Source organism: Delftia sp. UME58, assembly GCF_014170385.1.
In the GTDB taxonomy this organism is placed as follows: Bacteria; Pseudomonadota; Gammaproteobacteria; order Burkholderiales; family Burkholderiaceae_C; genus Comamonas; species Comamonas acidovorans.
Window position 1 is genome coordinate 64,413 of record NZ_LZZV01000102.1, and the last position, 13,183, is coordinate 77,595.

20 protein-coding genes and 3 pseudogenes are annotated in these 13,183 nt (G+C 46.3%); 21 read left to right on the forward strand and 2 right to left on the reverse strand.

All coding sequences use genetic code 11. From position 1 onward, the window contains the following. Positions 1 to 65: 65 nt before the first annotated feature. From A9976_RS26225 to A9976_RS26235, 3 genes and pseudogenes are all read left to right on the forward strand, one after another. The gene (locus tag A9976_RS26225; protein ID WP_183021415.1) at positions 66 to 605 is read left to right on the forward strand and encodes a hypothetical protein; all 540 of its coding nucleotides are present in this window, start codon (positions 66 to 68) and stop codon (positions 603 to 605) included. 372 nt (positions 606 to 977) lie between these two features. Continuing rightward, positions 978 to 1,346: pseudogene (locus tag A9976_RS31560) on the forward strand (RHS repeat-associated core domain-containing protein); the annotation flags it as partial. Positions 1,347 to 1,353: 7 nt separating this feature from the next. Then, positions 1,354 to 2,193 carry a suppressor of fused domain protein gene (locus tag A9976_RS26235; RefSeq protein ID WP_310889423.1) on the forward strand — a complete coding sequence of 280 codons (840 nt, stop codon included), beginning with the start codon at positions 1,354 to 1,356 and terminating at the stop codon, positions 2,191 to 2,193. 78 nt (positions 2,194 to 2,271) lie between these two features. Here A9976_RS26235 and A9976_RS26240 read toward each other — a convergent pair. Continuing rightward, positions 2,272 to 3,083: pseudogene (locus tag A9976_RS26240) on the reverse strand (transposase); the annotation flags it as partial. A 115-nt stretch (positions 3,084 to 3,198) separates the two neighbouring features. Between A9976_RS26240 and A9976_RS26245 the strand changes: the two are divergent. From A9976_RS26245 to A9976_RS26260, 4 genes are all read left to right on the forward strand, one after another. Beyond that, positions 3,199 to 3,747 carry a hypothetical protein gene (locus A9976_RS26245; RefSeq protein ID WP_183021416.1) on the forward strand — a complete coding sequence of 183 codons (549 nt, stop codon included), beginning with the start codon at positions 3,199 to 3,201 and terminating at the stop codon, positions 3,745 to 3,747. Next, the gene (locus A9976_RS26250; RefSeq protein ID WP_310889424.1) at positions 3,744 to 4,292 is read left to right on the forward strand and encodes an RHS domain-containing protein; all 549 of its coding nucleotides are present in this window, start codon (positions 3,744 to 3,746) and stop codon (positions 4,290 to 4,292) included. Before A9976_RS26245 ends, A9976_RS26250 begins: the two co-directional genes overlap by 4 nt. Positions 4,293 to 4,539: 247 nt before the next feature. After that, on the forward strand, positions 4,540 to 4,893 hold the full coding sequence (locus A9976_RS26255; RefSeq protein WP_220808886.1) for a hypothetical protein: 354 nt from the start codon (positions 4,540 to 4,542) through the stop codon (positions 4,891 to 4,893). Positions 4,894 to 5,060: 167 nt separating this feature from the next. After that, positions 5,061 to 5,624: a hypothetical protein gene (locus tag A9976_RS26260; RefSeq protein WP_183021417.1), complete on the forward strand. Its 564-nt coding sequence runs from the start codon at positions 5,061 to 5,063 to the stop codon at positions 5,622 to 5,624. 240 nt (positions 5,625 to 5,864) lie between these two features. Here A9976_RS26260 and A9976_RS26265 read toward each other — a convergent pair. Further along, positions 5,865 to 6,089 (reverse strand): annotated as a pseudogene (locus A9976_RS26265) (hypothetical protein); the annotation flags it as partial. Positions 6,090 to 6,291: 202 nt separating this feature from the next. Between A9976_RS26265 and A9976_RS31565 the strand changes: the two are divergent. From A9976_RS31565 to A9976_RS26335, 14 genes are all read left to right on the forward strand, one after another. Then, positions 6,292 to 6,474 carry a hypothetical protein gene (locus A9976_RS31565; RefSeq protein WP_259649322.1) on the forward strand — a complete coding sequence of 61 codons (183 nt, stop codon included), beginning with the start codon at positions 6,292 to 6,294 and terminating at the stop codon, positions 6,472 to 6,474. Between the two features lie 47 nt (positions 6,475 to 6,521). Further along, the gene (locus A9976_RS26275) at positions 6,522 to 6,773 is read left to right on the forward strand and encodes a hypothetical protein (protein WP_183021418.1); all 252 of its coding nucleotides are present in this window, start codon (positions 6,522 to 6,524) and stop codon (positions 6,771 to 6,773) included. A 55-nt stretch (positions 6,774 to 6,828) separates the two neighbouring features. Further along, the gene (locus tag A9976_RS26280; protein WP_183021419.1) at positions 6,829 to 7,794 is read left to right on the forward strand and encodes a hypothetical protein; all 966 of its coding nucleotides are present in this window, start codon (positions 6,829 to 6,831) and stop codon (positions 7,792 to 7,794) included. A gap of 157 nt (positions 7,795 to 7,951) precedes the next feature. Continuing rightward, positions 7,952 to 8,461 carry an RHS repeat-associated core domain-containing protein gene (locus A9976_RS26285; protein WP_183021420.1) on the forward strand — a complete coding sequence of 170 codons (510 nt, stop codon included), beginning with the start codon at positions 7,952 to 7,954 and terminating at the stop codon, positions 8,459 to 8,461. A 393-nt stretch (positions 8,462 to 8,854) separates the two neighbouring features. Continuing rightward, the gene (locus tag A9976_RS26290) at positions 8,855 to 9,283 is read left to right on the forward strand and encodes a hypothetical protein (protein WP_183021421.1); all 429 of its coding nucleotides are present in this window, start codon (positions 8,855 to 8,857) and stop codon (positions 9,281 to 9,283) included. Positions 9,284 to 9,719: 436 nt separating this feature from the next. After that, entirely contained in the window at positions 9,720 to 10,079 is a 360-nt protein-coding gene (locus tag A9976_RS26295; RefSeq protein WP_183021422.1) for a hypothetical protein, read from the forward strand. Between the two features lie 75 nt (positions 10,080 to 10,154). Further along, positions 10,155 to 10,412 carry an RHS repeat-associated core domain-containing protein gene (locus tag A9976_RS26300; RefSeq protein WP_183021423.1) on the forward strand — a complete coding sequence of 86 codons (258 nt, stop codon included), beginning with the start codon at positions 10,155 to 10,157 and terminating at the stop codon, positions 10,410 to 10,412. A 154-nt stretch (positions 10,413 to 10,566) separates the two neighbouring features. Then, positions 10,567 to 10,980: a hypothetical protein gene (locus tag A9976_RS26305; protein WP_183021424.1), complete on the forward strand. Its 414-nt coding sequence runs from the start codon at positions 10,567 to 10,569 to the stop codon at positions 10,978 to 10,980. Beyond that, on the forward strand, positions 10,919 to 11,380 hold the full coding sequence (locus A9976_RS31570; RefSeq protein ID WP_259649323.1) for a hypothetical protein: 462 nt from the start codon (positions 10,919 to 10,921) through the stop codon (positions 11,378 to 11,380). Before A9976_RS26305 ends, A9976_RS31570 begins: the two co-directional genes overlap by 62 nt. Positions 11,381 to 11,441: 61 nt before the next feature. After that, positions 11,442 to 11,918, forward strand: coding sequence for a hypothetical protein (locus tag A9976_RS26315; RefSeq protein ID WP_183021425.1), 477 nt, complete (start codon positions 11,442 to 11,444; stop codon positions 11,916 to 11,918). Between the two features lie 62 nt (positions 11,919 to 11,980). Next, positions 11,981 to 12,337, forward strand: coding sequence for a hypothetical protein (locus A9976_RS31965; protein WP_409049557.1), 357 nt, complete (start codon positions 11,981 to 11,983; stop codon positions 12,335 to 12,337). A 56-nt stretch (positions 12,338 to 12,393) separates the two neighbouring features. Beyond that, complete coding sequence (locus tag A9976_RS26325; protein ID WP_183021426.1) at positions 12,394 to 12,762, forward strand: hypothetical protein; 369 nt, start codon at positions 12,394 to 12,396, stop codon at positions 12,760 to 12,762. Between the two features lie 78 nt (positions 12,763 to 12,840). Further along, positions 12,841 to 13,089, forward strand: a complete 249-nt coding sequence (locus A9976_RS31970) for an RHS domain-containing protein (RefSeq protein WP_183021427.1) — start codon at positions 12,841 to 12,843, stop codon at positions 13,087 to 13,089. Further along, positions 13,016 to 13,168, forward strand: coding sequence for a hypothetical protein (locus tag A9976_RS26335; protein WP_183021465.1), 153 nt, complete (start codon positions 13,016 to 13,018; stop codon positions 13,166 to 13,168). Before A9976_RS31970 ends, A9976_RS26335 begins: the two co-directional genes overlap by 74 nt. The last annotated feature ends 15 nt before the right edge of the window (positions 13,169 to 13,183 follow it).

A 13,183-nucleotide genomic window follows, 5' to 3' on the forward strand; every position in this document is an offset into this window, starting at 1 on the left:
CGGCGAGACGGGGCTGCACTACAACCGGTTCAGATGGACAAGATATTAAGGACAGGAGATTTCAAATGATTTCAAAGAGCATATTCCCAAAGAATGTTATTGGAATAATAGACTTCATAGAATCCGGACCACTTCTTGAAACCCCGTATACAGCAGCAATTCCTCAAGAGCGCCAATATAACAGTATGAAAAAGGCGCTCAAAAACCATACAAACCAGGATGTAAAAGATCCATACTACTTTCTTTTGGATATAACTTCAACAGCATCAGGAGAAATACCCGTATCGCCTGAGGCGGAGGATCTCTTAGACTTAAAATATCAACTCATAGAATATGACGAACAAGAGGATTTTTTCAATATAACTCTAAAAAAATTAGAAGCCATCTCCAAAAACTTAGACATCAACAAAGCACAATTAAGATTGCTAGCAGATGCAATTAGTGGAGACCTATACATGTGTGCAAAATCTAGGCTTTTTCTTAAAAATCCTCATCCGTATTTTGAACGTTATTTTGACGTCTATAAGAATCAGGGATTTCCCTGCGGTTGGATTGGAGGAGAAAATTGGAAAAGTGGTGATTTCTTAATTTTCACGCGCTCATGAATTTTATATATAACAATTTTATCCCTTGAATTATATTTGAATATTTCAGAATTAAAATCTAATAAAACCGCAGAATACACTACGTGACTATCAATTGAGTCATACATAGTGGCTCAATGGATCTACTACGGATTCACCAGATTCACGCAGATGGACATGTACTCAGTGACATTGAAAACACCTCTACCAAAAGACCGAACACACCCAGGATGCTCTGACCAGTTGCTATGGGTGGGGCATCTTGGGCTCTATTCCGCCTCCCATAGCGTCAACTAGTAAGGCGCCACGACAGGCCCTCCGGGGACAGGGACAACTCCCCCGGCCATCTGGCCAACGCATCGTCCGCCTGTGCCGATACGACCAAATCGGCGCCCCCAGGAGCTCACCGACGAAGCCGGCCGCATCGTCTGGGCCGCCAGCTACAAGGTCTGGGGCCAGACCCAGCAGTTGCAGCACCTGCGCACCGGCACGGACGATGCAGCGGCGTTCACCCACGACCAGCGCCCGCTGGCCCTGGTCGCGCACGGTGAGGTACAAAGCCTTGCGCTGGTGGAGCAACCGCTACGGTTCCAGGGAACAGTACTTTGACGGCGAGACGGGGCTGCACTACAACCGGTTCAGGTATTACGATCCTGTGGTGGGCAGGTTCGTGCAGCAGGATCCGATTGGGTTTTTGGTGGAAATAATTTATCTATTTATGCAAACAATCCTCTCGAATGGATAGATCCGTATGGCTTAGCAAAACGCAGTGGACCTGGTATTAGGGAAAAGCTGTATCCAAAAAGAATTCGCAAACGCCGAAGAGATGCCCTGGAGAAACAACAGACAGACATCGACGGAAATATCCCTTGCGCTATTTTGGGTGCTTATTAAACACAAGCAATACTTCTGTTCAGTGAGTCAAATCCAGAAATATCGCACAGATACAGGTTCAAACCTTAAACCAAGAAAATCAAGGAAGGAAAAGATGATGGATGCACAAATTAAAACCGAGGAAGCAAAAGCAGCGATATTATCCTTCGATATTAGAAGGAGCATTATTTTGTGCGCTTATATTAAAGAATGGGGAATGCCGGAATACAGATTAAAAATTGGTAAAAACAAAACCCATTCAGCAGTGGAATTATACTTCTTCCCAGCAAAAGATAAAAAATATCCAGCCAGATTCGCAACGGTAGGACTTTCAAATTTCACAAGAAAAAATGGAAAACGCATCTGCACAGAATTCATGTTGGCCTTGGAGAGCGGATTGGGAAATGAAAGTATTGACAGGGTCTTTACATATTTTTGCGACATAATAGCTCACAACATTGAAAATATAGAAAGCTCTGAGCCTCCACGGGTCATGAGTGAAAGCGCCTTGGCCCCCGAAAGATGGACAACCAAGGCCATACTAATTGATGAACTACGAGGAGAAAGCGAGGAGCTAGAAGAAATAATAATAGGATCCGAGAAAGTTAGTCTACTTTGGGTCGTTCCAATTAATGAGAATGAAGAGAAGATTATTCTCAACAAAGGCATCGATGCTTTCGATGAATATATAGAGAACCTCCCTTACTCCATAATAAACCCGGTTCGACCAAGCTAGCAACGCCAAGATAATTTCCATTAATTCCGGCATGTGATATTTATCAGAATAAATGGTACGTCCTGAACAATCACGTTTTCAGCCGCAGGCAGATCGGCGATCACCGGTCATGGCGATCAGTGCAGAGATGAGCGCCTGCACCCACAGCCCGAATCGGGCGCATAGAAGCCGCAGCGCGGCCAGGATCAGGCGCAGGTTGTGCACGGCGCCGCACATCACCGCGTGCAGCGCATCGCCCAGCGTGCCCTTGAGCGGATTGCGGCCCAGCCGCCCGTACATCTTCATGTGCCCGATGGCTGGCTCGATGGCGCTGCGCCGCCGGATCATGGCCTTCAGTGTCCTGGTAACGCCGCGTCGTTGCCCCGAGCGCAGGATGCACACGCCTTCGATCTCCACGCCCCGATAGCCCTTGTCCACGATGGCCGTGGCCGGCGGCCTGTTCGTGCCGGTGAGGATGCCCATCTGCTCCAGCGTCTCGGCCAGCGTGTGGCCGTCGTAGGGGTTGCCCGGCATGGAGCGCATGCCCACCACCAGGCCTTCCTTCAATGTGGTGGCGATGCTGACCTTCACGCCGAACTAGTACGCTGTCCTGGCCTTGCCTTTGCGGATGCATTCCACCTCGGGTGCGTGCAAGGCGTACAGCTTTTCTTGTCCTTGGTGCGTTGGGCCAGGATACGGCCTGTGCGTTGCAGCAGGTCCTGGACCTTGGCCTTGGCCGCTTCGGGCAGCACGTGCATTTGGCGCTGCACCTCGCGGTGCACGCGCCCGACGCGGGTGCGCAGCGTGCGAACGGCGGGGCGCATGCGCTTGAACTGCTTGGCGTGCGCATAACGCCCGATCTGCGCGGCCAGGCATGGGGCCACCCGGTTGTAGTTCTGGCGCAGCCGCAGTCGAGATGCAAAGAACCATAAGAAAAGAACTAAGAAAAGGAACGCCTATAAATGAACAAAGAGGGAGACAGATTCTCTCAATGGGATAAAATTTTACGAAGCTCTGGATTTTAACATGATTGATATAAATTCATTTCCTGCAAAAGTTGTTGAAGTTCTAAATTACATAAAGCAAGGTTCCATTATGGAACGAGAATACACTCCCAATGGGGATGATAAAAATGTTGCTACAGATATAAAAACAATATTGGCTGAGTATCTTGATCAAGATATCAACCCACCACATTTCCCATTGGTTGGAATAACTCAGGATGCCTCCTCAGAAATTCCGTACCCAATGGATGAGCCACTTCGAACGTTAAGGCGTTCTTTAATAGAATTTTCTGAGCAAGAAAATTTCTATAAACTTATCGCTCCAAGAATATTGTCGATTAAAGAATTCAGCAAAGATCAAGCCGAGCTTATAGCCGATGCAATCTGTAATGATCTGCTTCTTTGTGCATCATCAAGATTATTAATGACTGATTCGCATCCATATTTCGAAAACATGTTCAGCATATATAAAAGACAAGGTTTTCCCTACGGTTGGTTAGGCCAAGAAGACTGGAAATCAGGAGAATTTCTTATTTTTTCCAGGCCAACGACCTGCACGGCAACATCGTGAAGCGCCGCATAGGGTGGCACACCGTACAGCGCTTTCGCTACAGCACCGAGCACCAGATGCTCGAATCCACGGTCACGCGCTACCACGACAGGCCCGAACCGAAGATCGCCGGATCGAACACGCAGCCAGAGCCTGCCGCCACCGTCCAGACCACGCGCTACCGCTACGACGCGCTGGGCCGGCGCATCGACAAGCACGATGCCTTCGGGCGCACCACCTTCCTCTACGACGGCGACCTGCTCACCGGGGAAATCCGTGGCTCACGCCTGAGCGAATACCTCTACGAGCCCGACAGCTTCGTGCTCCTGGCCAAGCTGGAGTCGGAATGGAAAAGCGAAGAAAACCGCAACGCACAGGCAGAAGCGGACAAAGCCAGCTTCGCCACCTACTACTACCACTGCGACCAGATCGACGCCCCCCAGGAACTCACCGACGAAGCCGGCCGCATCGTCTGGGCCGCCAGCTACAAGGTCTGGGGCCAGACACGGCAGTTGCAGTATCTGCGCACCGGCCAAAGCAAAGAATTGGGAAATATCAAAGACTAGATCCTTGTGGTCCAACGGCACAACAGACCGTCGTTGTACAAGGAAAATCTTGTGTAGTTTTTGGCGGCATTGAAGCCAAAATGGTAGCCGACCATATTGACCCACTTGTTGTGGAGCACTATCGAACTGGAACTAACGATGTAGTTAAACAGACACAAGTTTCTTCAGTTCAGTCACACGGTCCCACATGCTCTAGAATTCAAGGCGGGCAAGCATTTGTATTCTCTAAATGTATGGCTTGGAAAATATGAACGATCACAGCAAAATCAATTCTCTTCAGAAAGAAAAATGTATTCTGGCTGGATCTCCAGAATCTTATCCGGATGATAGTTTAAAAATTGGCATCGCCTTGCAAACGAAAGGAAAACAACCCGTAACAGGAATGAGAGCCCATCCTGAAAATGGGACTGCCGGCTGGTATATTTGGGCAGGAGAGTACTCTGAAGATCCTGATTTTTTTAAGCCAATACACATTGGCCACGTCCCAGATGTATGGCCCGCACTCATGCCGTACTTGGCTCTTGCACCAGGTTATAGATTTATCATTGACAATGAGGGTTACGAGGATATTTGGCATGAGCCAGTTATTACAAAAAAATAAGAACCTTCTGCAAAATTCAGCTCTCCAAAACTTTATCTCCATCAAGTCAACTTGATACAATTTACAATTGGCCGAAAATAAAGATTTTATGCATCACCCCAAAACTAATTGGGTAAGTTCATCAACAAAGAAGCCACTTCATCACAAGGAACATCTCCTTTTTAAAAATGATTATAGATTACCAAAAAATCAACCTAATATTAAGAACATATATTAATGGAGATATATGCACAAACATTGAATCAAAAGATAAAACGCCCTCAACTAGAGAAGATGCAGTAGCAATGGGTTTCGACGGAACAGGAGATCCAAGCGATCATGAATTATTTGAAAAATACTATCCGACAGTTCGAAAAAATCAAGGTGTTAATTTTAAATTGTACACATTCAAAGGAGAAATATGGAGTAGTGGTCTTGATTTCCACGGATTTAGACTGTCAAATATTTTTAAAATAATTAATGAAAAAATAAACACAAGATTATTCATGGATGAATCAAAAACAAATGGAGCAGTTATAATAAATGACTTATGCGTTTGCAGATTTTCATATTTCAAAAAAAATCCACTTGCTCTTACTTTTGAAACTGACAAGGGAATATTTGAAGAAATGAGTGGAAAAAAAATATCCACGACTGCCATCAATAGTGAGTTCAAAGAAATATTTATAAATCAAACAGGAAGAAATAACAAAAAAATAAACAAATTGAAAAATATCATAAATCAAAATTAAATATTAATTTAATAAAATTCATTAAAATACCGCCATGCAAACTCCCCGTGCGGCCGGCAGGACTTCCGCTACGACACCACGGACCGCATCCTCGCCAGCCTGCCCGCACAATGCAGCCCGCTGGCCCGCGAACTATCTGCCTTCGACCCCGCCGGCAATCTGCATGGCATCCATGCCCGGCAAAGATGGCCAGTCCGTGGACACCACCCTGGGAGTCGTAGGCGACAACCGCCTGCGCTTCTACCAAGACCTGCACTTTGAATACGACGTGCACGGCAACGTCACCCGCCGCACCTGCGGCAACCAGAAGGCCGGCATTTCAGCAGGTGTTCTGAACCTCGGTGTCTTCCTTGGACGCTGGTTCAATTGCCTTGCGATCGCATCCAGGCCCGCTTGCGAGTAGCCCGACAGGTCGAGTCCTTTGGGAAGATACTGCCTGAGCAACCCATGCGTGTTCTCGTTGGTGTATTGACCCAGCAGAACCTGCACAGGTCAGGCCCAACGCCGCCCCTTTTCCAGGGCCGATAGGCAACACCTCGGGACTGGTCATCCCCGACACGGCCCCCCACCTCCACGGAGCCACGGCCCCCCATCAAACCCCTCGCCTAGGAAAAAAAGCTGGTGGCAGCGCCGGGGCAGCGACGTTGTGCACACAGGTCTGGATGTCGTGGGCATCATCCCCGGCGTTGGCGAAATTGCCGACGGCGCCAATGCTTTGATTTATCTTGCCGAGGGCGATAAAGTCAACGCAGCCATGATCCCGGCCGCTGGGATGGCGGCCACCGGAGTCAAGTATGGGAAGAAGGCCGCAGCAGCGGCAACAGAGGAAGCTCTCACCCTTATGGAATAACAGAAGATGAAGGTCTTGTTATCTGTGTGGATGGTGAGAATATCTCTATGTCGAAAGAACACGGAAAGATTCATGCGATATACGATCCATTGGAACAGAGGGCAGCGCTTGATGGAAACCCTCCAGACACAGCACCACTTGGTGTACTTGAAGCCGCTGGCGCAATATTGGCTGGAAGAATAACTGGATGCAATCCTATTTTAGTAGAAGCTCAGCTCCGTATTTTTCATCAATCGAAAGGATTGGATTCCGCCATTGTACGAGCAGACCCCATCGGCAAAATACCAATAGGCTCCTGAAAAATTGGACCAGGAAAAACCACTCAAGGAGGTCCGCATAGATAGCGGAGCACATATGAAATCCACACCCATAACTTTTGATAAATGTCTGGCGATCGAGGATGATTACTATATGTTTTCATCAAGGCCGGATGGCATCGATGATTCTGCAGAGTTCAGTAGGATTTTCTTTTATGATGCTCAATCTTCGGGAGATCCTTGGAGACACCTAGATTTGCCTAATTTCACAACAGTTAGCATCTGCTCTTCAATCAAGGCTATGGGAAATAGGAGAAAATATGTAATTTTATCGAATAATGGGGAGATATCAGTTTATTGGCCTGGTGGCGCGAGCACCGAGAATATCGCAGAAGCAGGATTGGACAAAGAACTTCCGATATATGGATATTTGAATTCTGTAAAAGAGATAGATGGCGTATTATACGCATGTGGAGGTGGAGGACAAATATATAAACGCGGCACAAATGGATGGCGCGATATTGCAGGAAAACTCAGGAAAAAGAGCCCTACCCCAAAGGCTAATTTATCACTAAATACTCTTGAAATAGGTGATGATATTTCTGATATAGATGGTTATTCAGAAGATGATCTTTATGCTGCTGGACGAGATGGAATATATCACTTTGATGGAAAATTGTGGAATGAAGTTGATATTTCAACTGACGAAATAATCATGAGTATTTTCTGTGCCCCAGATGGAGCTATCTGGGCATGCGGATTCAACGGGGCCATACTTCGAGGTGATTTCAAGAATGGCTTCAAAGACATGAGTCATTATGATGACAACATGATTCTGACCAAGATGGTTTTCTTTCAGAACAAAATATATTTCTCTTCCAATAAAGGACTTTTTTCATTGGACTATAAAAAAGAAAAATCCAAATTGTATAAAATCAAAGAAATAAAGGAATGTGAGGATATTTCGGTTCACAAAGAAACCTTGATATGCATAGGTCCAAAAAAGATAACTATTTTCAATAACAACGGTCATCGCGAATTAAAGCATCCCGATTTAAAATAATTGGGGTTCACTATTTTTCAAAAAACAAAAACAACTCATTGAGCAAACGCCACAGGTGCCATCAAAGGCCGCATCGGCCCGCGAGACCTAGTCGCCACACTTCGCGAAGCCCTGGGCCACGAGTGGCAACAGGAATACGACAGCCGGGGGCCACCTTGTGCAGGCCACCGACCCGCTGGGCCGCACCACGCGCTACCGCCATGACGCCCGGGGCCGCACCGTGGAAATCATTGGGGACGGTGACCTCATGGTTCACAGCCAGCGGGGCGCAAGACAGGCGCTCTATATCTATGGGCCGGGCAGCTTTGTGCCGCTGGCCACCGTGCAGGGCTCAGGCGAGGAACACAGCACCTACTGGTACCAGTGCGACCAGATCGGCGCGCCGCTGGAGCTGACCGACGAGCAGGGCGAAGTAGCCTGGGCTGCGGACTACAAGGTCTGGGGTGAGGCGGTCATGCGCAGCGTGTTGCGAACCGGCACCGATGATCGGCCGGTCAGCGCTCGGGCTTGGGGCTCAAAGCCTGTTGCACCACCTCCACCGCCGCCCATTGAGCAACCCTTCCGCTTTCAGGGACAGCAGTTTGATGAAGACACCGGACTGCACTACAACCGGTTTCGGTATTACGATCCGGTCGTTGGGCGGTTTGTTAGTCAGGGTCCTATTTGACTCTTGGGTGAATTTAACTTATATCAATACACCATAAATCCTATTGAGTGGTTTGATCTACTTGGTCTCCCTGGAAGAAAATAACACAAACCTCGAATCGAGCCGGGAAATAGCAGAGAGGGATTCCAACATACTGACGAAAGACATATAAGTGGCACTCATCCCGATGGTCCTGGTGATTTGCTTGAACCAGGTACAGCGCAAGCAGAGTTACAGAAATTTTGTGAATGCCGTGTAAAAAATGGAGTAAGAGTTAGTGATCCCAAAAAACGCATTCAAACTTACGAAAAAAAGAATGCTAGTCAATGGAAAGGTTGACAGAATCAAAGGTGTTTTTGATTCGCACGATGGCAATAGAACAATTACGGCATATAAAGCTAGAAGCGAGCAAATATGATAGCAGCATCCTTTTCGAAGGTAAATGAAGAAAAACCATCTGGTTTTGATTTGGGAGACATGGAATTTATATTAGATAATGGAATAATTACATCAAAAATAAACAAAAAATTCAAGATGATGATTTATCTATCACTAATTTCATTGATCGATGATTTGCTATCTATAAAAAATGGTGGAAAAACAGAGTTCAGCGCTACAGATTCTTCATTCTCATTGTCATTCTCCAACATTAAAAATAGACTGTATATAAAGCATCAAGGAGAACAATTTGGACCATATGAATTTCACTATTTCATGCGAAAAATTTATATTGCCTCACAAGAATTTTATTCATTAAAAAACTCCATAGATAGAGAAGATCCAGCATTTCATGATTTAACCGATGCCTTTGATCAGCTGAAACTTTTCATCAAAAATAGTTAATCGCCTTAGTTCAATCATTGAATACATGAATTCAGGAAATATGAATATCTAATTTTGTAGATATTATTTACGCAAGGTGCTATAAATTTTTCAAATCATGGGAGATCTCACCCTGCAGTCCAGATTAAAAATTCCGTAAGTCGTCGATGTTATCTGACGTATTCAAATAGAATATTCTTAAATCATTGAATACAGTTTGCGTAATTCCTAGTAGACATTAAGCAAACACCAGAGCGCGAGCTTGCAATAATCTTAAATCTTTAGCGCATGTTACGAGCCTACATGCAAGCTGTTAATTCCATCGAAGAATTTTTCATACTCATTTTCTCAAAACACAGGTAATTGCTTGTCGTAAAAGAAAATTTCTCAAAGTGCATAACCCTCTCTAGAAGTCTATGAGCTACTACATCGAGCAGAATTCCTTGGAATAAATAATATGCAAGATTCAACACTAGATAAATTTGGCGAAGACATTATCCACACAGTTAGAGACTCATCTATAGAAAGAGTCACCGACTGTGCAAACGGGAAATACACAACAGATGAAGCAAAGAGGTTGCAAGAGTTTTATGCATCACTTTCAGGAAATCAGAAATTTCATTTTGATTTCCTAGTCGCTTTCGCAGTTGATTCCGCTTTATTCAGAATTCTACGAATGGCAGAGCAAGAAGTTATTGGCATAAGCTATCAAGGAGTTGAAGATATATCAGAAATAAGTGACGGCTTAACTGGAGAAATTTATGGCAATAATGGCTGGATAAAAAAATACAGCAAATTCATAAATTCAATGGAATAAATCCCCGCTGGAGTTGACCGACGAACAAGGCCAGGTAGCCTGGGCGGCGGACTGCAAGGTCTGGGCGAGGCGGTCATGCGCAGCGTGTTGCGGACCGGCACCGGTGATCGGCCCGTCAGCGCGCGGGCCTGGGGTTCCAAGCCTGTTGCACCACCTCCACCGCCGCCGATTGAGCAGCCCTTCCGGTTACAGGGGCAGCAGCTTGGTGAAGAGACAGGGCTGCACTACAACCGACTTCGGTATTACGATCCGGTGTGGGGCGATTTGTTAGTCAAGATGCTATCGGGATACAGCGAGGACAAAATGTATATGCAGATAGCCGCAGTGAGGTAATCAGTCTTGCGAAAAGGTGTGCTTGTGGTGCGCCTATGGAGCATCCCGCCCACCCTAACAAAAAACAGGCAGTACAGAAGGTCGTCTACCACATGTTCATCCGAATAATCATGAAGAAACCGTAGGCGATTCACACAATTCATCCTAAATAATTATGTCATCATTTTTATTGTATTTTGAAGAGAAAAATCAAGAATCCAAAAATTACAAGGAATTTACTGAAGTTGGATTATTTCGGATACCTGAAACAATATTTGCCGGCAGTATTCGTGCAACCATTAACGGACGCAGTTTTAATGCGGCAATGATTTCAGATAAGACGCATCAAAGTTGCAACGAATTTTTTCAAAAAAATAGTGAGCGCGAAGATAATATAAAAATATTGTTCAATTTTATTGAAAATAGATTATCCAATGATTGCATTATCCCAAATATCGCAAAATTCATGTTTAACAATCAATCGACCATTAATTTAAATGCGAAAGAGTTTTCAATAAATATTGACGATGCAAGAAATAATTTTAATCGTGATTTTTTTGATAAAGGATATTTTCTTAGAATTAGGTGAATGTGCAAGTTTGTTAGGCATGCTCAAAAATCAAATTAATCCTTACAAACTCGGACCGGCAGCGGCGGTGGATTCAACCTGTCAACGCAACACCTTCATCAAACATTTCAGCAGGCGTTCTGAACCCCAACGTCTGCCTGGGACGTCGGTTCAATTGCCTTGCGTAGGCGAAATTGCCGACGGCGCCAACGCTTTGATTTATCTTGCCGAGGGCGATAAAGTCAACGCAGCCTTGAGCGAGGCAGCCATGGTCCCGGGCGCTGGGATGGCGGTTACCGGAGTCAAGTTACGGAAAACCTCAATGAAGCTGCAAAACGGATACAGATGCCATCTCCAATGGTTATGGAAAATGAGGATCACGGATGCAAGAATACCTATGACAAAGCTGCGCAAGAGTTGAGAAACCTGGATTGGGATCAACATATTAAGAACGCCAGCACCAACGTAACAAAGGCAAAGAAATGAATGCAACAGAACTGATGTTTTTTTTAGGCCATAGCAGCACGCATGAGCCGCTCGACGAATTTTTAACCAAAAATGGCATTAAGAGTCGACCGAAAATAGGCCGGTCATTGGAAACGCTTATCCCCATAAAAGGACAAGGTCTTTCAATGTCATTTGAAATAGATGCAAAAGGAACTGGGATAGCACCCAAAAGCGAAGGTGCTTTCATATTTAGCCAACTTGAAATTCGAATATCTGGAGATGACGGGAGGAATGGAATTTACACCGGGCCTTTACCTTATGGTTTAAGCGCAAATGACAGCAGAAATGCTATAGAGAAAAAACTGGGACAGCTCAAGCGCAGAATGCCGGAGATTGATAACTATTTTCTTGACAGTATTGTATGGACAGTCGCTTTTGAAGAGGATAAATTGGAATTCTTTCAGCTTGGTGTTCCTACAAATGTCAAAAGAAAACATGGACTTTGCCCCTGATTGAGATGTACGGTCCCAGGAAGTCATGGTGCATTCTTCAGCCTGGAACAGGAGAAAGCACTATGGCAATCCGCCTGCATGGCAGCGCCCGCACAACGCCGCGTATCCGCGCAGAGCTCCAGCTAGCGACCGGCTCCCATCGGTCCTTGGCCCAGCTCTACGGCATCAACCCCAAGACTGTGGCCAAGTGGCGCGCGCGCACCTCGGTGCTCGATGAGCCCATGGGTCCTCGGGACAGAGCAAGCCAGCATCTTTCCCAGGAGCAAGAACACCTGGCGATTGCGTTACGCAAGCAAGGGCATCTGTCGCTGGACATTCGTTCAAGGCTACAACTTCGGCAAGCACTCGAAGGCGCACAGGTGGAAGACGCCATTTCGAGCGATTTGCGAGGCATGGGAGAAAGATCCAGGCCGCTTTAGACTTCATCAGCACCATCTCACTGTGGGACTGAACATCCAACTGTAGCAAACAGGAAATGACTGAATCATACTTGGAAAATAATCCTAAAATCATTTCTAATATAAAATCAATAATAAAAGAAATGGCCAATGAAAATTACGACCTATTGCATACAGAAAAACTGCTAGGCAATGCATCGCCACAGGAATATACTGAGCGTTCTCGTGACATCTTTCGCGGAAGATTAATTACAATGCCACCCGACGATGCATTGCAGAAATCATACATATTTGATCTTCCAGGAGATCCAAATGATAAATACGCCATCGATGTATTTCTATGGAGCAACGGCGATGAAAGTGACGCCGTGGCGACCTTTTGCGTAAGAAGAAATCCGAAGTCCAATGCTCAAGCAGTTTATCTTTATGATCTAAAAACTCCATAACACGTCCGGATATACGCCCCACCGGCCGCATTCTCGCCAGTCGGCCCTTCCAGGGAAGCCCATGAGCCGGGAAGTTTTGTGCCACCGGCCAACATTCAGGACGCGGGCGAAAAACCCAGCACCTACTGGTGCCAATGCGACCAGATCGGCACGCCGCTGGAGCTGGCCGACGCACAGGGCAAGGTGGCGTGGGCTGCGGACTACAAGGAGGCTGCGCTGGGGCAGCGACGTTGTGCGCACAGGTCTGTATGTCGTGGGCCTCATCCCCGGCATTGGCGAAATTGCCGGCGGCGCCAGCGCGTTGATCTATCTTGCCGAGGGCGATAAAGTCAACACAGCCTTGAATGCAGCAGTCATGATCTTGAGGGCCGGCATGGTGGCCACCGGGACCAAGTATGGAAAGTAGGCAGCAGCGGCGACC